General features: G+C 38.0%; 22 protein-coding genes. 4 read left to right on the top strand and 18 right to left on the bottom strand.

The window, feature by feature from the left end; genetic code table 11:
* Positions 1 to 58: 58 nt before the first annotated feature.
* Positions 59 to 1,612 carry an ABC-F family ATP-binding cassette domain-containing protein gene (locus HPT25_RS12165; protein ID WP_173064284.1) on the top strand — a complete coding sequence of 518 codons (1,554 nt, stop codon included), beginning with the start codon at positions 59 to 61 and terminating at the stop codon, positions 1,610 to 1,612.
* A 317-nt stretch (positions 1,613 to 1,929) separates the two neighbouring features.
* Here HPT25_RS12165 and HPT25_RS12160 read toward each other — a convergent pair whose 3' ends face one another.
* From HPT25_RS12160 to HPT25_RS12140, 5 genes are all read right to left on the bottom strand, one after another.
* Entirely contained in the window at positions 1,930 to 2,892 is a 963-nt protein-coding gene (locus tag HPT25_RS12160) for a carbohydrate kinase family protein (protein WP_173064282.1), read from the bottom strand.
* A 76-nt stretch (positions 2,893 to 2,968) separates the two neighbouring features.
* Positions 2,969 to 3,946 (bottom strand): ABC transporter permease, encoded by a 978-nt coding sequence (locus HPT25_RS12155; protein ID WP_173064280.1) that lies wholly within the window; start codon positions 3,944 to 3,946, stop codon positions 2,969 to 2,971.
* Positions 3,943 to 5,505, bottom strand: a complete 1,563-nt coding sequence (locus HPT25_RS12150; RefSeq protein WP_173064277.1) for a sugar ABC transporter ATP-binding protein — start codon at positions 5,503 to 5,505, stop codon at positions 3,943 to 3,945. Before HPT25_RS12150 ends, HPT25_RS12155 begins: the two co-directional genes overlap by 4 nt.
* A gap of 104 nt (positions 5,506 to 5,609) precedes the next feature.
* Entirely contained in the window at positions 5,610 to 6,578 is a 969-nt protein-coding gene (locus HPT25_RS12145; RefSeq protein WP_173064274.1) for an ABC transporter substrate-binding protein, read from the bottom strand.
* Between the two features lie 390 nt (positions 6,579 to 6,968).
* Entirely contained in the window at positions 6,969 to 7,730 is a 762-nt protein-coding gene (locus HPT25_RS12140; RefSeq protein ID WP_173064271.1) for a DeoR/GlpR family DNA-binding transcription regulator, read from the bottom strand.
* Positions 7,731 to 8,128: 398 nt separating this feature from the next.
* Between HPT25_RS12140 and HPT25_RS12135 the strand changes: the two genes are divergently transcribed.
* The gene (locus HPT25_RS12135) at positions 8,129 to 8,449 is read left to right on the top strand and encodes a DUF4368 domain-containing protein (RefSeq protein WP_173064268.1); all 321 of its coding nucleotides are present in this window, start codon (positions 8,129 to 8,131) and stop codon (positions 8,447 to 8,449) included.
* On the opposite strand, the gene rlmD is transcribed toward HPT25_RS12135, so the two are convergent.
* The 13 genes from rlmD to cax form a co-directional block, all read right to left on the bottom strand.
* Positions 8,446 to 9,825, bottom strand: a complete 1,380-nt coding sequence (rlmD, locus tag HPT25_RS12130; RefSeq protein ID WP_173064265.1) for a 23S rRNA (uracil(1939)-C(5))-methyltransferase RlmD — start codon at positions 9,823 to 9,825, stop codon at positions 8,446 to 8,448. The genes HPT25_RS12135 and rlmD overlap by 4 nt on opposite strands.
* A gap of 5 nt (positions 9,826 to 9,830) precedes the next feature.
* Positions 9,831 to 10,697: a DNA-3-methyladenine glycosylase family protein gene (locus HPT25_RS12125; RefSeq protein ID WP_173064262.1), complete on the bottom strand. Its 867-nt coding sequence runs from the start codon at positions 10,695 to 10,697 to the stop codon at positions 9,831 to 9,833.
* 75 nt (positions 10,698 to 10,772) lie between these two features.
* The gene (gene pdaA, locus HPT25_RS12120) at positions 10,773 to 11,537 is read right to left on the bottom strand and encodes a delta-lactam-biosynthetic de-N-acetylase (protein ID WP_173064260.1); all 765 of its coding nucleotides are present in this window, start codon (positions 11,535 to 11,537) and stop codon (positions 10,773 to 10,775) included.
* A 216-nt stretch (positions 11,538 to 11,753) separates the two neighbouring features.
* Positions 11,754 to 13,301 carry a fumarate hydratase gene (locus HPT25_RS12115; protein WP_312857284.1) on the bottom strand — a complete coding sequence of 516 codons (1,548 nt, stop codon included), beginning with the start codon at positions 13,299 to 13,301 and terminating at the stop codon, positions 11,754 to 11,756.
* A gap of 305 nt (positions 13,302 to 13,606) precedes the next feature.
* Positions 13,607 to 14,176: a methyltransferase family protein gene (locus HPT25_RS12110; protein ID WP_173064257.1), complete on the bottom strand. Its 570-nt coding sequence runs from the start codon at positions 14,174 to 14,176 to the stop codon at positions 13,607 to 13,609.
* 121 nt (positions 14,177 to 14,297) lie between these two features.
* Positions 14,298 to 14,429: a hypothetical protein gene (locus HPT25_RS29035; RefSeq protein ID WP_281368184.1), complete on the bottom strand. Its 132-nt coding sequence runs from the start codon at positions 14,427 to 14,429 to the stop codon at positions 14,298 to 14,300.
* Positions 14,430 to 14,682: 253 nt separating this feature from the next.
* Positions 14,683 to 15,381, bottom strand: coding sequence for an ABC transporter permease (locus HPT25_RS12105; protein WP_173064252.1), 699 nt, complete (start codon positions 15,379 to 15,381; stop codon positions 14,683 to 14,685).
* Positions 15,382 to 15,444: 63 nt separating this feature from the next.
* A complete protein-coding gene (locus HPT25_RS12100; protein WP_173064250.1) occupies positions 15,445 to 16,368 on the bottom strand; it encodes an ABC transporter ATP-binding protein in 924 nt (307 codons plus the stop codon).
* 96 nt (positions 16,369 to 16,464) lie between these two features.
* Positions 16,465 to 17,400 carry a sensor histidine kinase gene (locus HPT25_RS12095; RefSeq protein WP_173064247.1) on the bottom strand — a complete coding sequence of 312 codons (936 nt, stop codon included), beginning with the start codon at positions 17,398 to 17,400 and terminating at the stop codon, positions 16,465 to 16,467.
* Complete coding sequence (locus tag HPT25_RS12090) at positions 17,401 to 18,099, bottom strand: response regulator transcription factor (RefSeq protein ID WP_173064244.1); 699 nt, start codon at positions 18,097 to 18,099, stop codon at positions 17,401 to 17,403. It lies immediately after the preceding gene.
* Positions 18,100 to 18,573: 474 nt separating this feature from the next.
* Entirely contained in the window at positions 18,574 to 18,771 is a 198-nt protein-coding gene (locus HPT25_RS12085) for an SE1561 family protein (protein WP_173064241.1), read from the bottom strand.
* 105 nt (positions 18,772 to 18,876) lie between these two features.
* Entirely contained in the window at positions 18,877 to 19,689 is an 813-nt protein-coding gene (locus HPT25_RS12080; protein WP_312857283.1) for a YfkD famly protein, read from the bottom strand.
* A gap of 544 nt (positions 19,690 to 20,233) precedes the next feature.
* On the bottom strand, positions 20,234 to 21,274 hold the full coding sequence (gene cax, locus HPT25_RS12075) for a calcium/proton exchanger (RefSeq protein WP_217269925.1): 1,041 nt from the start codon (positions 21,272 to 21,274) through the stop codon (positions 20,234 to 20,236).
* 170 nt (positions 21,275 to 21,444) lie between these two features.
* On the opposite strand from cax, the gene HPT25_RS12070 reads away from it, so the two are divergent.
* Together HPT25_RS12070 and HPT25_RS12065 are read left to right on the top strand one after the other, a co-directional pair.
* Positions 21,445 to 22,623: an MFS transporter gene (locus tag HPT25_RS12070; protein WP_173071088.1), complete on the top strand. Its 1,179-nt coding sequence runs from the start codon at positions 21,445 to 21,447 to the stop codon at positions 22,621 to 22,623.
* Between the two features lie 170 nt (positions 22,624 to 22,793).
* Positions 22,794 to 24,707: a heavy metal translocating P-type ATPase gene (locus HPT25_RS12065; RefSeq protein ID WP_173071086.1), complete on the top strand. Its 1,914-nt coding sequence runs from the start codon at positions 22,794 to 22,796 to the stop codon at positions 24,705 to 24,707.
* Positions 24,708 to 24,904: the final 197 nt, after the last annotated feature.

Genomic DNA, 24,904 nt, shown 5'->3' with positions numbered 1-24,904 from the left:
AAAAGCAGCCAAAATCTAGTAAGATATCCACATGTGATATTAGATAAGGGGTTAAAAAATGAGCGTATTAAACGTACAAAATTTAAGTCACGGTTTCGGTGATCGTGCGATTTTTAATAATGTGTCTTTTCGACTTTTAAAAGGAGAGCACGTTGGACTAGTTGGGGCAAATGGTGAGGGTAAGTCTACCTTCATGAATATTGTTACTGGGAAGTTGCAACCCGATGAGGGGAAAGTGGAGTGGTCACGAAAAGTTCGTGTGGGTTATTTAGATCAGCACGCTGTACTTCAAAAAGGTACTACGATGCGTGACGCTTTGAGTTCTGCTTTTCAATATCTTTTTGATGCTGAATCAGAGATTAATGAACTTTACGCAAAAATGGGTGATGAGGGTGCAGATATCGATGCATTACTTGCAGAAGTTGGAGAGCTCCAAGAAACTTTAGATAGTAATGATTTCTATCGAATTAATGCAAAAGTTGAGGAAGTTGCTCGTGGTCTAGGATTAGACGATGTTGGACTCGATCGAGATGTAGATGATCTTAGCGGTGGGCAGCGTACGAAAGTGTTGCTAGCTAAACTTTTGCTGGAAAAGCCTGAAATCCTATTACTAGACGAGCCCACAAACTATTTGGATGAACAGCATATCGAATGGTTGAAACGCTATTTACAGGAATATGAGAATGCATTTATCTTGATTTCACATGATATTCCATTCTTGAACAATGTTGTTAACTTGATCTATCACATGGAAAACCAAGAGTTGAATCGCTATGTTGGTGACTATGATAACTTCTTAAAAATATATGAAATGAAGAAGCAACAGCTAGAGTCTGCCTACAAGCGTCAACAACAGGAAATTGCGGACTTGAAGGACTTCGTTGCTCGTAACAAGGCAAGTGTTGCAACTCGTAATATGGCGATGTCTCGTCAAAAGAAGCTCGACAAAATGGAAATGATTGAATTGGGGAAAGAGAAGCCGAAACCAGAGTTTATTTTCAAGGAAGCTCGTGCAGCTAGTCGTTGGATTTTCACGACTGAAGATCTTGTTATTGGTTACAATGAACCCCTTTCCCGCCCTTTGAATTTGAAAATGGAGCGCGGACAAAAAATTGCATTCGTGGGTGCAAACGGTATTGGTAAGTCTACTCTTTTAAAAAGTATCCTCGGGTTGATTAATCCTATTTCCGGTAAAGTGGAACGTGGTGAGTATCAACACATCGGCTACTTCGAGCAGGAAGTGAAACAGTCCAACTACAATACTTGTATTGAAGAGATTTGGAGCGAGTTCCCAAGTATGAATCAGGCTGAAGTCCGTGCCGCTCTTGCAAAATGTGGATTAACGACGAAACATATTGAAAGTAAAGTTGAAGTTCTTTCTGGTGGCGAAAAAGCCAAAGTTCGATTGTGTAAAATTATCAACACAGAAACAAATTTATTAATTCTAGACGAACCTACCAATCACTTGGATGTGGACGCAAAAGAAGAATTGAAGCGCGCTTTAAAGGCATATCGCGGAAGCATCTTAATGGTATCCCACGAACCTGATTTCTATCGTGAAATTGCGACTGATATTTGGAATTGTGAGGATTGGACTACGAAGGTGTTTTAGATAAAGATTAAGGGATACCCAATGAATAATAGTTCTCTTGGGTATCCCTTTTTATAAGCCAACCAAAAAATTTTCAATAAAAATATACTTAGATTTCTTCAAAAAGCTCATACAAACTAAAGTGAGAATGAGCTTTTATCTATTTTAATATTAACTTTACAACAGCTTCCACATGCGTGGACTGTAATTGGCAATACAATATAGATGTTGGTGGGTTACAAGCAGCTCTTTCCCTAGAATGGGCTATCTTAGTTATAGTTTTTGCACCGACATAGCCAATCAAAAAGTTGGATAAAAGGCAGCATGTAAAACAGTTACTACTTTTGATTATTCATTAGTTTCATAACTTCTTCCATGCACGGCATGCTTAATATTGCACCTTTCCTAGTTGTCACAATTGCTCCAACAGCATTTCCGAAAATAGTAATTTCTTTCATATCATCGATATTTAAATCAGCAATAGGTTTATTTTTTTCTAAATATTTATATAAAACGCCACTAAAGAATCCATCTCCCGCACCTGTTGTATCAACTGGATTCACTTTGAAGGATTTAATTTCCCCTATGTTCTCCCCTTTTCGATAAAAACAGCCTTCTACTCCTAAAGTGACAAATATAAGTTCTGTGTTATACTGTTCAACCAGTTGTCTTGTTCCTTTTTCTAAATCTGTCATTCCAGTAATGAATTCCAACTCTTCCTCCGAAAGCTTTACAATGTTTGCATATTTCAATCCCTCTTTAATCATTTTCTTTGCATGCTCTAGATTCTTCCAAAGCAAAGGCCTTAAATTAGGATCATAGGAAACAACTTTCCCTTGTTCTTTTGCTACTTGGATAGTCTTTAGAGTGGTAGTGGCAGCTGGTTCATTCGTGAGGGAAAGAGATCCAAAATGAAAAATTTTGGTTTGAGCTATGATATTTTCATTAATGTCATCTTCTGTTAACATGGTATCCGCACCGGGATTTCGATAAAAGCTGAAAGAGCGTTCACCATTTTCATCTAAATGAACAAATGCCAGCGTAGTATTTGCCTTTTGGGTAAAGGATAATCCTTCGCAGCATATGTTTGTATCTAATAAAACTTGCTTTAAATAATGCCCGAATTGATCATCTCCTACCTTACCAATGAAACAAGTCTTCTTGCCTAATTTGGTTAATCCCGCTAATACATTGGCCGGGGCACCACCAGGATTTCTTTCAAAGACAACTTTGCTAGGATGTGAAGAGTTATAAGGAGTAAAATCAATTAATAACTCTCCAAGAGCTGTTACATCATACATTTGAACCTCTCCTAAATTTTAGAATTTATTAAGCCAGAAGACTACTCTTCTGGCTTTTTATTTGAAAGGAACTTATTTAAGATCTGCTTCGTAATTTATCAAGAAGGACGGCAATAACAATTACGATCCCTTTTACAACTTGTTGCCAGTAATAATTCACGTTAAGTAAAGTCATTCCATTGGTTAACACAGCCACAATCAAAACCCCAATGATAGTTGCCTGTATACGGCCACGTCCCCCTACAAAACTAGTACCACCTAGTACGACAGCTGCTATCGCATCCAGCTCAAATCCTATTCCTACCATGGGCTGCCCCGAGAACAAACGGCCAGCCATCACAACGCCACTAACACCGGCCAATAAGCCACTGATAGAATAAACATGAATCAGTGTGCGATTAACTTTAATCCCTGTAAGATGAGCAGCTTCTTCATTACCGCCAATAGCATAAACATGTCTCCCAAACATCGTATACTTTAAAACGATTATCATGACGATATAAACAATTGCCATCACGTAAATAGGAGTAGGAATTCCTAGAATTTCACCTGCTCCAATGAACTTGAACTGCTTTGATGCCAAAACTACAGGATATCCGCCGGTTATAACATAAGCAATCCCCCTCAGGTAGGTCATACTTCCAAGCGTCACAATAAAGGAAGGCAACTTAGGTACAGCTGTTAAAAATCCATTAATAGCTCCAGCAACATATCCTACAGCAACTCCTGCTAACATAGCGATAACTGGAGGGGTTCCGGCATTTGATAGTAATACAGATATAACACCGCTCAATGCAAGGGTTGAGCCTACAGATAAATCAATGCCTCCTGTTAATATAACTACAGTCATCCCAGCTGCCAGAATAGCAGTGATTGAACTCTGCTTTAGTACGTTTAGGATATTACTTGAGTCCGTAAAATTCGGTGCAACAATAGTCATAACTATGATTAATAAGGCAAGAATTATTACCATGCCCAGCTGATTAAAAATCTGTTTTGACCGTTGTTTGAATGAAACTACGGATGGACTTGACATTTGTAAGTTTGAATTCATTGTTTACCCTCTCCTGTAGCATAGTACATAATTTTTTCTTGTGTAGCTTCATCACGAGATAGTTCAGCTCTGAGTTTTCCCTCATGAATCACTAAAATCCGATCACTAACTCCTAATATTTCTGGTAATTCAGAAGATATCATCAATACAGCAAGCCCTTGTTTTGCCAATTCACTTATGATTTTATGAATCTCGGTCTTTGCACCAATGTCTACACCACGGGTCGGTTCGTCAAGCAGCAATATTTTAGGACCAATAGATAACCATTTAGCAATAACAACCTTTTGTTGATTTCCTCCGCTAAGGCCCATAACATTTTGTTCCTTTGATGCCAGTCTTATTCCAAGTTCTTTAATTAAATGATCCGCATCACGATTCATTTGCTTATACTGCAATAGTTTAAATTTACGATAGGTTGGCAATTGTGCCATCAGTATATTTTCTTTTACAGATAAATTTGGTAATAACCCTTGTTCCTTCCTGCTCTCAGGAACATGAGCAATGCCAAGTTTTATTGCGTCAACAGGATTTTTTATATGTACCTGCTGGCCATTCAGAATTATTTGGCCCTCAGACAGTTCGGATAGTCCAAAGATTGTTCTTATCAACTCAGTCCGACCCGCACCGACAAGGCCTGCTAAGCCAACAATTTCACCAGGATAGATTTTCAGCGATATCCCCTTTACAACCTTCTTGTCAGAGACATTTTTTAACTCAAGGACAGGTTTGTGTTCAGACCTAACAACACTTTCGTTTCTTTCTCTTACAAATAGTTCATTTAACTCTCTTCCTACCATAAGTTTTACTAGATTCTCGGGATTTGTATCCGAAATTGGTCCACTTTTTACCCATTGACCGTCTCTAAGCACTGTAAAGCGATTTGAAATTTTAAAAATCTCATCCATTCGATGGGAGATATAAACTATAGCTACGCCTTTCCTTCTTAATTCTTCAATGATGCCAAAAAGCTTTTCTATTTCTTTATCTGTCAGAGATGCCGTCGGTTCATCCATAATTAAAATCTCAGAATTAAGTGATAAAGCACGAGCAATTTCTACCATTTGTTGTTGGGCCACACTTAAGGTGGAAACATCCGCCCGAGGATCCAAGGAAGATCCTATGGATTTTAAAACATGGGCAGCATTTTCATAAATATCATTCCATTTTATTAAGCCCAGCCTATTTTTCTTAAATGTTGTCCCCATCAAAATATTCTCACCAATGGACAAATTTGGTGAAAGACTTATTTCTTGATGAATAACACTGATCCCTTTATTTCTTGCTTCCATTGGATTATTCCAATGTACTTGTTGACTTTTATACTCAATCGTTCCTCCATCAGGCTGATACACTCCAGCCATGATCTTCATTAAAGTAGATTTTCCTGCGCCATTCTCCCCCATCAAGGCATGAACTTCCCCTTTATAGAGTTCGATATTAACGTTATCCAACACCTTGACACCGGAAAATCTCTTCGTAACCGCCTTCATCCTAAGGACGGGTAACTGATTCTCTGGTAGACGGCTATTTATGTGTTCTTGTACTTGAAATACTGCCATTAGTGCCACTCCCTAAGTCTCTTTTTAAGCCCTATTTGACTAGGATAAAAATATAGTGCTCTTGAAAGAGCACCATATTTTACATTCACTAGAGGGAAAATTAATTACCAGCCTTTATAAGAATCAACATTATCTTTAGTGATAAATTTAGTTGGAATAAGGATTTTTGAGTCAACTTTTTTACCATCAATGATTTTTAATGCTGAGGCAACTCCATCAATAACCATTTGATTCGGGAATTGGGCAGACGTACCAGCAATGCTTCCGCCTTTTTTCATAGCATCAATTGCAGAAGGCGCACCGTCGACACTTACGACAAAGAATTCATTTTGTCTATTAGCTTGTTGTTGAGCAATTTGTACTCCAACAGCCTCTTCATCATTTATTGAAAATACTGCATCGATTTTCTTATTTGCTGTTAGTATACCTTCCATTACGTTAAGACCCTTTTCACGATTACCCTCACCATTTTGTTTAGCAACAACCTTGATATCTGGGTATTTTTTAATTACTTCGTTAAAACCTTTAATTCGGTCTGTTACTGCTGAAACAGGAGGTCCATCAATGATAGCAATATTACCTTTTCCATTAAGTTTCTTTACAAGGTACTCCGCGGCTAATTTACCTGCTTGGACGTTATCAGACATAACCACTGTGTCAATGCCACCTTCTGCAAATCCATCAAGAGCAACAACCGGAATACCAGCTGCCTTTGCCTCACTAACTGCCCCGGCAATACCAGCAGAATCAAATGGGCATAATAATATTAAATCAACTTTTTTTGTGATAAAGTCTTCAATTTGTGCAGTTTGTTTAGAAAGATCTTGATCCGCACTTACAGTCGTTACATCAGCATTATACTTAGAAGCAACCTCTTTAGCCCCTTTAGACATCGCTACAAAGTATGGATTGCTTAAATTTGGAACTGTTAAACCAATCTTTAGCTTTTTTTCAGTATTAGACTTGCCATCTGTTTTACTAGTTTTAGAAACGCTTTCATTATTGCTGCATGCACCTAAAAAGCATAGAGTTAAAATTAATAATACTATGTTAAAAATTTTAAATTTTTTCATAGTTTGTAATTCCTCCTAAAATATAGTTTTGTAAAGTAATAGATACTTCTAGCAAAACACAATCCTTGTAAAAAAATCTGTAATACCGTAGTATAAAAATGAGTGCTAAAATTAGTATTAATTTTAGATATACTCAGGCAGGGTTATGATTTTGGGCTTTTTTCCATTTGGTCGTGGTTGCCCTGAATCGTAACCTTTTTTAGTGATTCTTTCTTTTTTCTCCCCCAAGGAACAAGTTAATTAAAACGATTGAAATCTCTTCTATTATTTTTACAACTATGTAAGCATCACCTCCTAAAAAAGATGCGGATATTTTTTATACCGCTTTCATTTAAGCGCCTTCATTTTTTGCTCTTATCTGATATTAGATCCCTTACCTTTGGGGAAAAGTCAGACTACGCGAACAGAAATTCCTGATTCCTCAATTCTGTTAAGTACGGTTTTTTGTGCAGCACTATCGGTTATTAAATAATTTATCTCATGAATATCCGCAAACTTCGCAAAGCTTACTTGACCTATTTTGCTATGATCAGTAATGAGAATAACCTTTTCCGCACAATCAATCATCTTCTTTTTCGTTGATGCCTCAATTAAATTTGGGGTGGTTAACCCATTTTCTACATCAACGCCATTCGTAGCAATAAACGATTTGTCTACACAAATTTGATTGAAGCTGAATTCAGCCAAAGGACCTACCAACGCTAGTGTTTCTGAACGCAGAGAACCACCACATAATAAGACTTCAATTCCAGATACATCCTTTAATTCGTTGGCACATAATATTGAATTGGTAACCACCTGTAAGCTCGAAAAGTTTCTTAGTTCTTGAGCAAGATAATAAGATGTCGTACCCGAATCGAGCAAAATACTTTCACCGTTCTCAATAAGCTTTGCCGCTTCCTTTGCAATAGCCCTTTTCTCTTTTTGAAACTGCACTTCTTTCTCAATGTAAGTCGGTTCGAAGGTCACACTTTTGAACAATACAGCCCCACCATGCGTTCTTTTTAACAATTGGGCTTCCTCTAGTTCCTTTAAGTCCCTACGAATTGTTGATTCAGACAAGTCGAAGTGCTGACTTAATTCTTGTACATCCACTCTAGCATTCTTATTTAATAACTCTAATATGGCCGACTTTCTTTCTATACCATACACAAAATCGTTTCCCTCCAATTCATATGAAATGCGAAATTTGACCGTTTTAGCTCGCTTTTGAATAAATTTGATGTTTTATGCTCATTTTTGATTATATGTGTTATTTTACCGATTTACAATATGAATATTAGAATAATTTAGAAAAATTAGAAATTATTATTTTAAAATAAAAAAACTATTGTTTTTCGAAGATTAGAATACGTTTGACAGCACTTATTGCTTATAGTGGAACACTCTGACTAAGTAAAGCTTAAAAGTAAACACAAGTACGGTCTTTGAATGGTATTGATTTGAGATAAATGAAAGTAGTTTTGAATAAGAAAAATTAAAGTATAAATTCTAAAATAAAACTAGATGGAAAAAAGGAGTTTCTCCATTTAGGGAGTAACTCCTAGTTTGTGGTACCAAAATTGAATAGAAGCAGGAAATCCCATACTTGGTTCCTGCTTCTTCTTTTAAAATCATATCCGAGAAACATTCGTCGTGCGAAGAGAGCGGAAACATATTATTTAATACCCAAAGCCGATTTATCTCAAAAGCTTTTAACTAAAAATAACAACAAGCAATTGGATAAATTAAAAAGAGAAATTACAAGAATCAAGAAATTTGAAACTTTAACACCTCAGTTATTGCATCGTTTAATAGACCGAATTGAAATTAAAGCAGACGGCACAGCGAGAATCTTTTTTAGATTCTCCCTACCATCTGCTATTATTTAACGTAATTTTAGCAACACGCAGCACTCCACATGTGCGGTATGAGGAAACATATCCACCGGCTGAATATATCTGACTTCATATTTCGAACTTAAATCTTGAATGTCTTTAGCCAAAGTAGACGGATTGCATGAGACATAGATTAGTTTTTCCGGTTTAACCTGTAAAATTGTCTGGATGAGATTACGGTCGAGGCCGGTTCTTGGTGGATCGACGACGATGACGTCTGGATTCCAGCCCTTTTTGACCCATTTAGGCAGGATCTCTTCTGCTTTTCCTGGGACATATTTCGTATTGGTAAAACCGTGACGTTTGGCGTTTTTCTTGGCATCCTCAATGGACTCAGGGATTATGTCCATTCCTCGGACTTCTGCCGCCTGGTCCGCCATCCACAAACCGATCGTGCCAACACCGCAATAAGCATCCACTATTTTTTCCTTGCCGGTAAGCCCTGCTGCTGTTTTTACTTCATTATAAAGCTTTACGGTTTGGGTTGGATTCAGTTGGAAAAAGGTCCGGGCTGAAAGCTCAAATTGCAAGTCCCCTAATGTTTCTTGAATAAATTCCTCGCCGGCGAGCTTCACGGTTTCTTCTCCAAAAATGAGCGATGTTTTTTCACCGTTAATGTTTTGCACAATCGATTTAACATTAGGAAGCCGCTTTTGAATTTCCTCGATAATCAGCTGCTGTTTTGGCAGGTCTTTTTGTGCTGTGATCAAGACAACCTGCAGCTCTCCTGTTTCAACACCGACACGAGTCACGATCGTCCGTACAATGCCTTTTCTTGTTTTTTCATTATAAATGGAGATTTGCAGTTCCTCTAAAATCTGTTTCACTTTTGCAGTTGCTTCGTTCGTTTGCGAGTGTTGGACTGCGCATTGATCAATATTTATGAGATGGTGAGAATTCATTCCATAAAGTCCAGCCAGCACTTTGCCGTCTTTCTGACTAACTTGAAAACTGCTTTTGTTTCGGTAACTCCATGGATTCCCCATCCCAATCGTTTCGCGGATATCTAACTGTTCTATCCGCAGTTTGGTATGACGTTCCAATGCCTGGATGACCATATCGCGTTTTTCTTTAAGCTGCTGATCATATTGTAAATGCTGCAGCTGACATCCTCCGCATTTTTCATATACCGGACAGAGCGGCTTGACACGGTATGGTGATTGGCTGCGGATTTTTTTTATTTTTGCCTCGGCAAATTTCGGGTGAATTTTTGTTGCTTCCACCACCACTTCTTCTCCGGGAAGCGCACCGGGTACAAAAACAACTTGCTTTTTAAAATAACCGACCCCTTCCCCATTGATTCCTAGCCGTTTAATCGTTAGGGGGAAGGTCTGTTCCGGTTGGATCTTAATACTTTGTTCTGTTTTCATCAGGGTCACTCCAAACTTCTCCATAAATACATGGAAGCATAGCTTAAATAAGGCTCCCAGGCTTGTTTATAACGTTCCATTTCTTCATTTGTCGGCTTGCTTACAAGGTTATACAGCTTTTTCACGCCGTTTTGAATGCCAATGTCTGCCACAGGAAACAGGTTGGGCCGACCCAACCCGAACAGTAGGAAATTTTCCACTGTCCATTTGCCGACACCGCGAATTTTGGTCAGTCTTTGAAAAATTTCTTCATCTGCTTTGTTTTTCAACGCACCGAGGTCTAAACCGTTTTCGACAATTTCCTTGGCAATATCTATCACATATTCCGCTTTTCTGCTGCTAAATTGCAGATCGCGTAACTGTTCAACTGTCATTTTCGCAACTGTTTCTGGCTGCGGGTAAAACCACACCCCATCCATCTCGTATCCATATGTTTTAACAAACCGATCTGTGAGCGTATAGGCAAAAGTCATATTAATTTGCTGGTGTATAATACATTTCACCAAACAGCCAAACAGATCGAAATCAAGAATGAGCGGTGTTCCGGCAAATTGCTGAAATATTTCTTTTAAGTCTGTCTGTTGAAAGTGGTTCTGAATTTTTCTAAGAGATACATTCCATTGAAAAATCTCAGCAGTTCTTTGGATGATCGCTTGCTTATCCACTTCATTTTTTCCTTTTATAATAAATTCCGGTTTGTCCACCGTTCCTATTGCTGTTACTTCAACAGCATGCGAACTTGTTCCTATTATAACTGGCACGCGGATCGAACGGCTTTCCAAAACTAATTGTTTCAATGGATCCGTGGCATGTCTTGCTAAAACACTGTCAAAATTATATGTTCCATCAAAGTGAATTGTTTCTTGCCACACGAAAAAGGTCCCATCCTTTTTTCTCCGTATTATAGCATGAAACAGGAAAAAACCGAATTTCGTTGGAAATTCGGCTTAAGCTTTCTTTATGTCATCGAGGCTTTTAAATTTATATCCGCGCTTTTTTAAATCATGTATCGCTTTTTCAAGAGCATCTGCATTATCTTTAGAAACGGAATGTAAAAGCATTATGCAGCCAGGATGAACTTGCTTCATAATGTTGTCATATGCATATTGCCAGCCTCTTTGCTGATTAATATTCCAATCAACGTAGGCTAGCGACCAAAATACATGAGTATAACCCTCTTCTTTTGCAATTTGCAATGTTCTTTCACTAAAGGTTCCACGAGGCGGGCGCAAATATTTCATCGTTTTCTGACCAGTAATTTCCTTTGTTCTGACTTTTACTTTTTCAAGTTCCTCACGAATTCTTTCATCACTTACAGTTGTAAAATCAGGATGGAACCAAGAGTGATTCCCGATTATATGACCTTCTTTTACTATTTGTTTTGCCAGGTCAGGCTGCGATTCTAAAAAATGACCCGTAACAAAAAAGGTGGCTTTTACCTTTTCCTTTTTTAAAGCCGCAAGAATTTTTGGCATATTCCCGTTTTCATACCCACTATCGAAGGTAAGTGATATGCTTTTGGTACTGGGATCTCCTTTATAAAATGCGCCATACTTTGCAAGCAATTGATCATACATCGCTCCCGCTTCTACTGGCTGCTCGTTGACTGCTCTCTTAAAACCCCAATGAATGGTTTGATTGGAAATGGCTCCGTATGTAATTTGAGGAATCGCCAAAAGCAGTAAACCAAGAATGCAGCAAATTCTTTTCATCCATATTCCCCCTATTTTTTTACTTTTTATAGTGTTTGTTTTTTTAGGGAAAACATAATTGGAGGATAAAGGAAATGATTCTACTCACAGAATGAAGGACATCCTATATTTCAAAGAACCTTTTTTATTTCAAAGAGAACATTTTACAAATTTAAAGATCGTGTTTACCAAAAAAAGATAGGCCCCCATTTTGCAGAGAGCCTACCAAAAAACATCCTATTTAAAAACTGGTTCCTTAAACTGTGCCAATTTCTCCAAAGAAGATTTGTCCACATCAGCATGCAGACTGTTGCCGTGGGAGTCCATTGTAACAACGGCTCGGAAACCTTCGACACGAAGGTGCCACATAGCTTCTGGAATTCCAAACTCCATCAAATCTACACCTTCAACGCCTTTGATACAATCAGCATAGTATTGAGCAGCACCGCCAATGGCGTTCAAATAAACACCGCCGTGCTCTTTTAAAGCTGCCAAGGTTGTCGGACCCATACCGCCTTTACCGATCACGGCGCGGATACCAAATTTTTTCATAATATCGCCTTGATAAGGCTCCTCACGGATACTTGTTGTCGGGCCGGCAGCTTTTACATGCCACACGCCGTCTTCATCCTTCAGCATGACAGGGCCACAATGGTAAATGACTTGTCCATTTAAATCAACAGGAGCGTCATGATCCGTTAAATACTTATGAATCGCATCACGGCCAGTGTACATCTTGCCAGTGATCTCTACTACGTCTCCAACCTTCAGCGTACGAATTTGTTCTTCTGTAATTGGTGCTTGCAATGTGATGACATCTTCAGAACGAGCTGCAGCTGTTTCGCGCTCTGCCTCTGTTTCCTCCGCAAAATCAATGAACTCACCATCTTGGTATGCCCATTCGCGGATTTCGCCTGATTCAGCATCTACTGCAACTCCCATACGGCGGAAGGCCCAGCAATTGTAAGCTACAGATACATAGAAGCTGGCTGGAATACGGTGCATAACGCCTATTTTACAGCCTAATAAAGTAGCTTCGCCGCCAAAGCCCATGGTTCCGATCCCGAGCTTATTGGCATTTTCCATCACATATTCTTCTAACTTGCGCAGATCTCCATTTGGGTTTACATCTTCAACCGAACGGAATAATTGTTCTTTTGCTAAGTCGTAGCCTGAAGAACGATCTCCTCCGATTCCTACTCCTATAAAACCAGCGCTGCAGCCTTGTCCTTGAGCTTGGTAGACAGAGTGCATAATACATTTGCGAATCCCATCTAGATCACGGCCAGCACGTCCTAGTCCATCTAATTCACATGGCAGGCTGTATTGAATATTTTTGTTTTCGCAGCCGCCTCCTTTTAAAATTAAGCGAACATCAATATAGTCTTTTTCCCATTGTTCAAACTTCACAACAGGCAGACCGTCACCAAGGTTGTCGCCGCTGTTTTTGCCAGTCAATGAATCAACCGCATTAGGACGCAATTTTCCATCTTTTGTTGCTTGAACGATGGCATTTTTAATCGCTGCTTTTAATTCGATTTGGTTAACTCCCACTGGTGTTTTAATTTTAAAGGTAGGTAAACCAGTATCCTGGCAGATTGGCGATACTTGATCGTCAGCCATTTTGATATTGTTTGTGATCGTGGCAAGACTCATGGCTGCTCTTGTGCCAGCATTTTCTTTTTCTTTCGCTGCTTTTACGGCGCGGCGAACGTCTTTTGGAAGCTTTGTTGAAGTTTCCACGATCAACTGGTACATGCTTTCTTCAAATTTTGCAATATTCACTTTCAAGTTCCCCTTTCCCGATGTTCACACAATTCTCTATTTTTAAATTTTATTACTATTTGCCGTTTTTTATTATACTCCTATGAGCACTAGAATTAAAGGGTAAGGTTGCAACCGAATACATGTCAGTATTTTCCTTTTCCATATGTACTTTCATGCCCTTTTAGAAATTAAAATGACGTGTAAACTAACATCAGTTTTGGCACGCCATTTTTCTGGAATATGAGGCTTTTTGATACACAAAATTAAAAAAGGACTAACAAGTACAAAAACTCACAAACTTGCCTTTTTAGACTATATTCATTCTAAAATATAAAAGGAACTAATGCCCAAGATTGTTTCATATATTCTCTATATTCGTCTCCAAATTCCGTAACTAAGAAATTCTCTTCGATTTTTATTTTAGCGATATATGAGAATAAAATAATGAGAAATCCTATAAAAGAAGCAAGAGTTCCAAATATTAAAAATGTACCGCAAAAACCACAAACAATTCCTGTATAAATGGGGTGTCTTATATGTTTGTAGGGTCCGTTCCGAATTAGTCGTTGGTTTTCGACTTTTTGAATGGCTCCACTCCAATTTCTGCCTAATATAATCCTCGCCCAAACAGCAAGAGAAAGTGATAAGAGTAATATCACTCCCCCTAAGCTATCAAATGCATAATTAGATGGGATGATGATCTTGTCTATAAAATTAACTCGAAAGAAAGTTATAACAAAAGAGATGATTACAAAAATCAAATGTACGATTCTTTGTGTTCGTTCTTGACCGCTATATTCTTTTTTTACTTTCTTACGAGTAGATATTGCTAATAACATCCAATAAGCCCAAAAAACTGACCATAAATAAATCGTAACTTTAATTATGCTCAATTTCTTCACCCCTATCTTTAACAATATCAATTTGCATGTTGGGATATACTTTCGCAAAGGAAACATTTCCTTATTTTAACAGTAGATTTTATAACTACATTCTCCTTTACGTCTCATGCATCTATAAATAATATTCGTGAGAACTGATTTTGTTTAAAATTGTATGATATTCTTGGTCGGTAATAATCCCTAACATTTTACATAGATAGGAATTTAATAAGATTTTGTTCTTAATTCGTTTAGATGGATCCATTCTTGTCGACTCCCTTTATTTTCATAATATTTCACTTCTCTAAAAAAGTTTCTTTAAACCAAAAAATCTCCAAATAAAAATTTGTTGTCCACATGAAATTCTATTTAAATAACCCGCCATTTCTTGACGGGTTATCGAAAATTTAATTGAGCTAAACTTTGCTTATTTTTTTACACAAAGGGTAGAGCATCACATTTACAAACCTTTGACTTCTCCTCATGCCCATCAAGCTAAGACAAAGAATAACCAGCACTTAATCTAAATCAATGTGGTTAATATTCCGAATTGCTAACACAACAATACCCAGAGCAATTATTGCCAAGGCAAGCGGTATATAAATAATATTGGCTAATGAGAAATTCGGACCAATTGATTGGCATGTCACACTAACGATTAAAAGTGAAGAAATGATCGTTGCCGGCGTCGAATATTTTCTCATTCCAAAATATAGCGGGATTAGTGCTGCAACTGAGCTCGTAAAGCCAAACATGATTACTTTTATTAACTCCGCTAAAAAATCACTTAAAGTTAAATTCATTGCAGGAGTCAAATGAAAGATATGATTCAATCCAATAAAACCACTAATCACCAATGTATGTGAAATGGTCATTGCAATGAAAGTCATCCAAACGATAAGAATCAATTTTGCACTGAGGATTTTTTTACGATTGATTGGATAGGAAAACATGATGAGGACCGTACGATTCTTAAACTCATCAATAATCATTTTTGAAATAAGTACAGCTGCAAAAACTATAAAAACCCCTCTAACACATGCACCACTTATCGTAAAAAATCCTGTCACATCTTTTAACATTTCCCCGCCATCACTTTCTTCAATCGCAGGAATTATACATAAAAAACCCAGAATGAAAATATTTGCAAGAATAGCACCTTTGACGAACCATCCTAAATTAGTCTTTTTTGATTCAAGTCTTATTAAATGAAACAAAATGATCGGCTCCTTGACTTTTAATATGTTACTTCATTGATACCTATTCTCTTCGTTCAAAAGTTAACTCACAACCTGGTCTAACTCAACTTTTTTTATAAAATACTCTTCCAATGTGGTTTGTCTTTTATCAATAGACTCAATATTGATATCTTCCAATATTAATGTCTTAGAAATGGCCGATTGAGGCACTTCTGTGGCATAGATGCGAATGGTTTTATCATCAACCACCTTAAAGTTATTAATACCTAATTTATTATGCAGTACCATAGCCGCTTTTCTTTGGCTGGTGGTCACCACTTCTATATATTCTGTATTTCTCGCCTTTATCGTAGCCATTGAAGCCTCTTCAATCAGCTTTCCGCCTTTAATGACACCGATCGTGTCTGCAATCTGCTCAATTTCACCAATGATGTGGCTGGAAATTAATAGAGTCATACCATATTCTTGATTAAGCATTTTGAATAATTTTCTCATATCCTTAATCCCAGCAGGATCCAGTCCATTGATGGGCTCATCGAGGATTAAGAATTCCGGCTTTGTGATAATCGCTCTGGCGACACTAAGACGTTGTCTCATTCCTAGTGAAAAGTCCTTTGGAAGCTTATTCTCAACATTTTCAAGACCTACCCGATCTAAAGCATCACGAATCGCCTGCTTGCTATGGTATCCCATATAAGCACAATGCAGTTCTAAATTTTTCAGCGCAGTCTTTTTCTCATAAAAAATGGGGTATTCGATCATACTGCCTATTCTCTTCAAGTAATCGAAAGAGTCATGTTTGAGCGGCTTTCCGAAGATTGAGATTTCGCCATATGAAGGCTTAATCAAATTGGTTAGCATCTTCATTATTGTTGACTTACCCGCACCATTCGGTCCAAGAAATCCGTAAATCTCACCTTGTCTAATATTCATCGTTACATGTGACACAACATCATGACCTTGGAAAGTTTTTGTTAAATTTCTTGTCTGTACAACATAGTTCATGCTGACCCTCCTCGTTTTCTAACTGTTTTCATTCTATCAAGCGACCTTTGCTTTTTTCTGTCTAAATTCTTACGAAAATCTTAAGAAAAAAGTGAGCTACTTGTTAAAACGTTTCAATGAAAATGTAAAAGATGTTTTTTCAAACGGTATGGATTGTACTGAAATGTCTCCTTGCATTTCTTCAACCAGTCTTTTTGTAATAGTTAAACCTAGACCACTGCCCTGGAAGGCCTTATTTCTCGATTCTTCAAGTGTGTACATACGTTCAAATACACGTTCTTGTTCGGTTTCATTAATTCCTTTTCCTTTATCGAAAACTTCGACATAGACCCTTGTCTCATCATAAAACACCTTTAAACCGATCATCTTGCCATCAGCACCATAGCGAAGACCATTTGAAATCAGGTTATTTAAAACACGGTTTATTGCTCCTTCATTACCGAGAGCAAAAACGGGCTTTTCTGGTATCTCAATGACTACTTCTAATCCTTTAATTTGGATCCATTCATAAAACAATAGAATATTGTTCTTACAGACCTCAGTTAAATTAACTTTTTCAAGTGGAATATCTTTATCGCCGGATTCTAACTTAGCCAAGTCAAAAAATGTATTCATTAATGTAATAAGTTCTAATGTTTTACTATGTACTTGTTGCAGCAAACGCACTCTTTCTTGTTCATTAATTTTCGGTTGGTTTTGAAGCATTTCAATATAGCCTGAGATTACTGTAAGCGGCGTTTTAAGATCATGAGAGACATTAGTCAACATACGTTTTATCGAGGCTTTCGCTTTTTTATACTGACGTACATTTTCTTGATAATCATCAATAACTTGATTTAACATATTTAGCATTTCAATGAGGGCTTTATCATCTGTTACGATGAGAATTCTCCCACTTAATTGGGAGGCTCTCATCTGTTCAAGTTTATTAGTTATATAGCCAAGATTCGTGTTTCTTCTCTTATTTGATTGATTTTGATAAATTATACAAATGAGGAGGGCAATTATGACAAAACTTAATATAGTAATCACTTAAAATTCTCCCAGCTTATACCCGATTCCCCATATTGTTTTAATATAAGAGGGTTTCGATGGAGTATCCTCGATTTTTTCTCTCAGTCGGCTGATGTGTACATTAATAATATTTTCATCACCAAAATAATCGTCACTCCAGACCGATCGATAAATCTGTTCTTTTGTAAATACTTTCTTTTGATTTTCAAATAACAAACAAAGAATCTTCCATTCCTTTGATGTTAAGTTGATCTCAATCCCTTTCTTTGTCACACGATGATTCTCCGTGTCCAATTCAATCTCATGTACTTTGATTATTGATGTATTTCGTTCTATTGGAGTAGCTATGTACTGTGTGGCTCTTCTGATGGCCGCTTTCACTCTTGCAGCAAGTTCGACCATTGAAAATGGTTTAGTGATATAATCATCTGCTCCTAAACCAAGCCCTAACGCTTTATCCCCTTCACTATCTTTTGCTGACATAATAATTACAGGAATAAAACTATTAGTCCTCACCAATTGTAGAAAGTCCATACCATTTAACTTTGGCAACATTAAATCTAACAAAACCAAATCATAATGGGCATTCTTAAAGGCAATCCTTGCTTCCTCTCCGTCAAATACACATTTGACATTAAAGGCCTCGTTATTCAAATAGGTTTTTATCATATTACTAATATCCTGGTCGTCTTCAACAAGTAAAATAGTTTTTTGCATCAAAAATATCGCCTTTCCTGTAATACTTTTATATAATTAATGTTCTTTTTCTATTGGAAATAAAAACCCTCATTTATACAATTTTATCCATATGTGGAAAGCGTCGCAACTTTTGTTCTACTATTCAGATGAGAATGGAGTTTAATCTATATCCCTCTTAAAATTAAACAATCGGTTTTATTTAAGGAATCCTGAACCGGAATACTTTAAGAACGGAACAATCAAAAAGCAAACGGTATAAATTTAACTTGATTTAGAAGAGATAATGAGTCAATTAAATTCGGGCAACCCTATTAAATCGCTGACGTTTATATTTGTCAGTATCAAAAGTTGCCGGCTAGAGTTATTTTTCCACCGATTGCCGTTGATTTCCGCTCCAGCCACGGGCGGTTCGCGGCCTTGCCTGGAGCGGAAATGAGCAGTGTTTAAATATCAACAATGTCTTTAGCATAGCCATAAAAAAAGAGCCTGCTATTAAACAGACTCACTCATTTCGCGGTTATTGAACTCCTTGCATTTTGATTCCAATTCATCGATAATCGTGATTAAACGGTCGATATCATCTAGTTCGGTATCTTCCGGGTCAATTGCATCGAGCAGATCAAGAAACATATTTAAACGATGTTTTAAAAAGTCCACCTGCGAATTTTTGTCGTAAGTCGGATTGCCCATTGGTTGCCCTCTCCTTTCATCTACTATTCATCCTACAGAAATTGATTCAATTTTACAATGTTGTAAAATAAAAGACTCCTCGCGGTGGGAGCCTTTTATTTTTGGTTAACGCGGCCGTTCTGATGCCATAAATCCAAATGACACGTAATCCTGAACAGGAATCCATGCCCCGATTCCTTGTGAAGTTACATTTTTTACAACAATAAATTTACGGTTTCCTTTTAACATGAGATACACTTCGCCGTAAGTGACTTTTCCTTTTTCACTGACTCCAGGTGCATAGGCATAGAGATAGCCCAGACGGTTAGGGGGAATATTATAAAAATGGTCATTTTTTGTTCCAGCGCCTATGATGGTTTCAAATGACAATGGAAGATGTGTTTTTTGCATAGCTTTTAACAGCATCATTTTCTTCACATCTTCGGCATTCGGAATTTTCGCAGTTAGTCCGCCTCTGATAACTTTTTGCGTTTCTTGAACATATTTAATCTGGTATGGGACCTTTCCGCCTCGGTTATCAAAATAATTGGTATTAATTTTTTGATACTCCCAGTTTGGTGATGTTTCAGTTGATTCATAGTTCAATGGCCATTGCCCTAAGTAAATAATGGCTCGGTACCCGATAGCAAAAGGTGAGCTGTTAATGCTCGATTCATTTAGCATGCGGATAAGATCTAGATTTTCAATTTTCACTTTTGATGAGTTAATCAGCTTTTTTGTTAGATCGCTTGGTTGAAGCTGCGGCAAATCCTGTGTAGAGTTTGGATACGTATTCTCCTTCGAAATATTACGAACGGATGAAGGTATTTGATATTTTACCGGTTCATTTTTCACAGGAGCTTTATGTGCGGCGTTCACTGCCTGTAAGGATCCAGCCATTAATAAGAAGGCCAAAAGGGCAAATATAATTTTCTTCACGGGGTTTACTCCTTTCTGTAAAACATATATAAGTCTGATAGTAGTTTTTTCGGAGTTCATAAATATTATCCATTATTAACAATAAATTTCTTTAAGATCCCTTTTTTCCCTCATAAACGGTTTTAAAAACAGTTAATAAGTAACAAAAATGTAATAATCAGAACATTTACAAAATTTAAATTATAACTTATAATAAACTTAACCTTTTAAAAAGGAGGGCCGCAATCAATCTGCTAACCATTTTATCGAATACTTAAGGAGGTTGGGATTCACACATATATGACATTCAACACTCGTGTTTTTCTTTCTAATTAATTAAACATGAAGGTTGGTGATCGATGGTCCCAAAGTAAAGCGATTGATTTATAACCCTTAAAATGAAAACGTTTCAAAAAGTACATTTAATGAAGACGAATGAAAAAAGGAGACTCTAAGCCCTCAGCTTAGAGTCTTTATTTTGGCTTTTTTCTGAGATGTTGTTTGGCTGGTGCCTGACACCATTGTGAATTTTTCACATGGTGCCTGACACCCTAAAGTAATCATCTTATAGCAGATAGAATCCAATCCCCATGATGACATAGGCGGCGATGAGGGTGAGGCCTTCGAACCAGTTGGATTCGCCGTCGTTGGAGATGACGACCATGAGGAGGACGGATGATGCCATGGCTGCTAGTTCTTGCCAGGTGAATAGCAGAGGCATTGATTTTTCAAAGAATAGTGAGATTAGGACTAGGGCTGGAAGTACGAACATTGCGACTTGCAGGGTGGAGCCGATGGCGATTTCGACAGCTACGTCCATTTTATTTTTGTGAGCCATTAACACAGCGGATGCGTGTTCAGCTGCATTTCCGACTATAGCCACGATAATTACACCAATAAATAGTTCGGACCAGCCGAAGGATTTGGCTACGAACTCAAAGGTGTGCACGAGATGTTCTGATATGTACGCAACAGCAAGGGTAGCAAGGGCCAACACAAAAATAGCCCGGCCTTTCCCCCATTCAGGCTCTTCCTCCTCATGTTCAGAAAGTTCGTTTGAAGATTGATATACTCCGCGATGAGTAACCAATTTAAAGAAAAGCGCAGCAAGATACAAAATAATCAAGGTAACCGATATGCCCACACTTAATGAAAGTGTTTCGTCCCCTCGCATCTCAATAGAAAAAACTTCAGGAATAACAAAGGCTATCAATACAGCAAACATTAATAGTCCGGAATTGTGCCTGGCATCATACACATTGAACCTTTGCCGCTTGTATTTTAATCCTCCTACAAAAAATGATAATCCTGCTACAAGAAGCATGTTTCCTAATACAGATCCCGTTAACGAAGCAAGCACCACCCCGTTTAAGCCCGCCTTTAAGGAAAAAATGGCAATAATCAATTCTACGGCATTGCCAAACGTGGCATTAAGAAGCCCTCCAATCCTCGGCCCCGCAATGATCGAAAGACTTTCTGTTGCACGCCCCATATAACTGGATAGAGCAATAATCGTGAGACAGTATATCGCAAAAAGAAGCAGATTTGACCAGTGCAATAAAGTTCCTATTATTGATAGTGGTACCCCTAATAACGTCATCATCATAAATATTTTTTTTGTCACCGCGTTCCCTCCACATGTGTAGTTTTTACTCCCGTTCTATTTTTATAAATATTCCCTATGGTAAACATGAATAGCAACATTTTTCTTGCAAACATGGAATTTTCTAGATACCATCATGTATGGGTGATTTTGGAGAATTGAGGATTATGGTAATGAAAACAAGTACGGTTCGGTTTTGGATTCTTGTCAGCATAGTAGCAATTTCCGGATTTTCGCAAGGGATGCTTCTGCCCTTGATTGCCGTTATATTTGAAAAAAGCGGTGTCTCTTCTACATTAAACGGATTAAATGCAACAGCCCTTTATATTGGGATCTTGCTGATTTCACCGTTTATGGAGCTGCCGCTAAGAAAGTACGGCTACAAGCCTATGATTATTATTGGCGGAGGACTAGTATTTATTTCAATTGCCCTCTTCCCTCTATGGCAAACATTTTGGTTTTGGTTTTTCTTGAGGCTTGTTATTGGCATTGGTGACCATTCCTTGCATTTTGCCACACAAACATGGATTACTTCATTTTCTCCAACTGAGAAAAGAGGCCGAAATCTTTCATTATATGGATTGTTTTTTGGCATTGGCTTTGCCGCTGGGCCGTTGATGACTCCCCTAGTTAAAATAAACGCTGCACTTCCGTTTTTGCTCTCATCCATTCTTTGTTTGATCGGTTGGTGCTTTGTATTCATCTTGAAAAATGAGCGCCCCGAACAGGAAGTAAAGCTTAATTCGTTTATATCGACGTTAAAACAATTTAATCAGACAATGAAATTTGCATGGATTGCTTTTTTGCCGCCATTCGTTTACGGTTTCCTGGAATCCTCGTTAAACGGCAGCTTTCCTATTTATGCGTTAAGGAAAGATGTCGACGTCTCCAGTGTTTCCCTTGTTCTATCAGCATTCGCTATTGGGAGCATTGTTACCCAGCTTCCTTTAGGAGTGCTGAGCGATCAGTATGGTCGAAGAAGGGTCTTGATGACTGTTGGCTTTCTTGGCTTTTGCAGCTTTACGGCAGCAAGCTTTTTTGAGCAAAATGTGGTCGGCTTATTTTTAACATTTCTGTTTTCAGGAATGCTGGTTGGCTCAACATTTTCCTTAGGCATCAGTTATATGGCGGATTTAGTACCAAAAAACTTACTTCCAACAGGGAACTTATTGTGCGGCATCTTTTTCAGTGTAGGAAGCCTTTGTGGTCCCCTGCTAGGCGGTTTATTCATTAAATATGTTCAAAATATAAGTTTCTTTTACTTGATCAGTGCATTACTTCTAGCTGTCTCATGTATCATTTTCCTATTTGGAAGAAAATCACTGACTCTGGAAGAAAAGGAAAATTTATAGAAACACTTTCTCAGGCAAATTCATATCTTATGTAATAAATCTATGGTAAAATGAAAGCAAATATATATATAACTTCTATCTAGAAAACTGCTGTCATCTTATGATGACAGCTTTCGTGTTTTTTAAGGGGTATGAGGTTGATTATTTTTCTCAATTAGGAGGGGGAAATGATGAGTTCAGAAGCAAAAACACTTGCCAAAGGAATTCAGCATGTTGGATTTTTAGAAAAAATAAAACCGTATGCCGAGCTTATTGCAGCGGGGTTAAGCGGAGTCTTCATTTTGATGGGGTGGCTCTTGGATAAATATGACCATGGAGCAGAATCGATTATTGCCTATCTACTTGCTTTTATTATTGGCGGATTTGCCAAAGCAAAGGAAGGTATTGAGGAAACTTACGAAAATAAAGAATTGAATGTGGAAATGCTCATGATTTTCGCTGCCATTGGTTCAGCTATTATCGGATACTGGACAGAAGGTGCGATTTTAATCTTTATCTTTGCTGTCAGTGGTGCCCTTGAAACATATGCCATGAATAAAAGCCATAAAGAAATTTCATCGCTCATGGAATTGCAGCCTGAAGAGGCCCTTCTCATTAGCAGTGGCGATGAAAAGCGCGTTCCAGTTGCGGATTTGAGAGTAAAAGATCTGATCCTGATTAAACCTGGTGAACGGATCCCAGCAGACGGAACCATTATAAAAGGAAGCACCAACATTGATGAAGCAGCAATTACCGGTGAATCCATGCCGGTTTCAAAGGGGATTCAGGAAGAGGTTTTTACAGGAACAGTTAATATGACAGGCTCAATCACAGTCGAAGTTACAAAGGAAAGCAGTGATACTCTCTTTCATAAAATTATTGAACTTGTACAATCAGCACAAAGTGAAAAGTCTCCTTCTCAGCTGTTCATTGAACGATTTGAAGGATCTTACGTTAAAGTCGTTCTTGTAGTGGTTGCATTGATGTTCTTTCTGCCTCATTTTCTCCTGGGCTGGAATTGGCATGAATCCTTTTATCGGGCCATGATTTTATTGGTGGTTGCTTCTCCTTGCGCATTAGTTGCCTCGATAATGCCTGCAACTTTGTCGGCGATATCTAATGGGGCCAGACATGGAATATTAGTGAAGGGCGGTGTCCATTTAGAGAATTTAAGTCATTTGGAAGCTATTGCCTTCGATAAGACTGGGACACTGACTAAAGGAAAACCGGCAGTAACAGAAGTAGCTGTTTTAGAGAGCCTAGATCAAAACGACCTTTTGTGGAAGGCAGCATCCATTGAAAGTCATTCTAATCACCCGTTGGCTCAGGCCATTGTCAACTATGCAAAGAAAACAATGGGGAAAGAGCTTTTTCATCCCGACAGCATAGAAGATGTTCCTGGATGGGGTGTTAAAGCGGTTATAAATGGAGAGGAATGGAAGATTGGGAAAGCGGCGTTTATTGGCGAGGAAAAGACTGCTGAATTTGCCAATAATAAGGCCAAAGATCTGGAAGGCCAAGGAAACACAATGGTTTTTATTGAAATTAATGGTTTATTAAGCGGAATGATCGCTTTAAAAGATATCGTTAGGGAAGAAACGAAGCTTGCTATTGATCATTTAAAGCAAGAAGGCATTCACACGATTATGCTAACAGGTGACAGCGAGAAAACGGCTCAGGCCATTGCAGCGGAAAGCCATGTGGATGAATACTTTGCGGAATGTCTGCCACAGGATAAAGTCGATCAGCTCAAAAAACTCAAATCTAAGCACAAAACAGTAGCTATGGTGGGAGATGGCATTAACGATGCACCGGCACTGGCAATTGCCAATGTAGGAATAGCTATGGGAGAAGGAACAGATGTTGCACTGGAGACAGCCGATATTGTATTAATGAAAAATGATTTACCACGGATTTCTGAAGCCATTCGACTTTCGCGGCGGATGAACAAAATCATTAAACAAAACATCGTCTTTTCGATCTTAGTGATTATGACCTTAATCTCATCGAATTTCTTTCAAATCCTTAATTTGCCATTTGGTGTTATTGGGCATGAGGGCAGTACGATCCTTGTCATTTTAAATAGCCTTAGATTGTTGAAATAGCAGTGAACCGGGGAATCAGTATGATTCCCCGGGTTTTTTCAGTGATATCCGTTTGATCCGTTTGCAGATCCGGATGTTTTATTTCCCTTGCTTCCTTTGCCTTTTTGCTTTGTGCTGCCATCTTTTTTTGTATGTTTAGTCATGTAAATTTGATCCTCCCTTTTATTCAGGGCGGTAGGCCCCATGGTCATAGTTTG

Origin of the sequence: Neobacillus endophyticus, from assembly GCF_013248975.1 — a bacterium.
GTDB classification, from domain to species: Bacteria; Bacillota; Bacilli; order Bacillales; family Cytobacillaceae; genus Neobacillus; species Neobacillus endophyticus.
This window is presented reverse-complemented; position numbering and strand designations above follow the sequence as displayed.

Excerpts from the sequence above, each read along its gene's own strand:
- HPT25_RS12165 (WP_173064284.1), top strand. The coding sequence starts at position 59 with ATGAGCGTATTAAACGTACAAAATTTAAGTCACGGTTTCGGTGATCGT.
- HPT25_RS12160 (WP_173064282.1), bottom strand. The coding sequence starts at position 2,892 with ATGTATGATGTAACAGCTCTTGGAGAGTTATTAATTGATTTTACTCCT.
- HPT25_RS12155 (WP_173064280.1), bottom strand. The coding sequence starts at position 3,946 with ATGAATTCAAACTTACAAATGTCAAGTCCATCCGTAGTTTCATTCAAA.
- HPT25_RS12150 (WP_173064277.1), bottom strand. The coding sequence starts at position 5,505 with ATGGCAGTATTTCAAGTACAAGAACACATAAATAGCCGTCTACCAGAG.
- HPT25_RS12145 (WP_173064274.1), bottom strand. The coding sequence starts at position 6,578 with ATGAAAAAATTTAAAATTTTTAACATAGTATTATTAATTTTAACTCTA.
- rlmD (WP_173064265.1), bottom strand. The coding sequence starts at position 9,825 with ATGAAAACAGAACAAAGTATTAAGATCCAACCGGAACAGACCTTCCCC.
- pdaA (WP_173064260.1), bottom strand. The coding sequence starts at position 11,537 with ATGAAAAGAATTTGCTGCATTCTTGGTTTACTGCTTTTGGCGATTCCT.
- HPT25_RS29035 (WP_281368184.1), bottom strand. The coding sequence starts at position 14,429 with ATGGATCCATCTAAACGAATTAAGAACAAAATCTTATTAAATTCCTAT.
- HPT25_RS12100 (WP_173064250.1), bottom strand. The coding sequence starts at position 16,368 with ATGAACTATGTTGTACAGACAAGAAATTTAACAAAAACTTTCCAAGGT.
- HPT25_RS12090 (WP_173064244.1), bottom strand. The coding sequence starts at position 18,099 with ATGCAAAAAACTATTTTACTTGTTGAAGACGACCAGGATATTAGTAAT.
- HPT25_RS12085 (WP_173064241.1), bottom strand. The coding sequence starts at position 18,771 with ATGGGCAATCCGACTTACGACAAAAATTCGCAGGTGGACTTTTTAAAA.
- cax (WP_217269925.1), bottom strand. The coding sequence starts at position 21,274 with ATGATGATGACGTTATTAGGGGTACCACTATCAATAATAGGAACTTTA.
- HPT25_RS12070 (WP_173071088.1), top strand. The coding sequence starts at position 21,445 with ATGAAAACAAGTACGGTTCGGTTTTGGATTCTTGTCAGCATAGTAGCA.
- HPT25_RS12065 (WP_173071086.1), top strand. The coding sequence starts at position 22,794 with ATGAGTTCAGAAGCAAAAACACTTGCCAAAGGAATTCAGCATGTTGGA.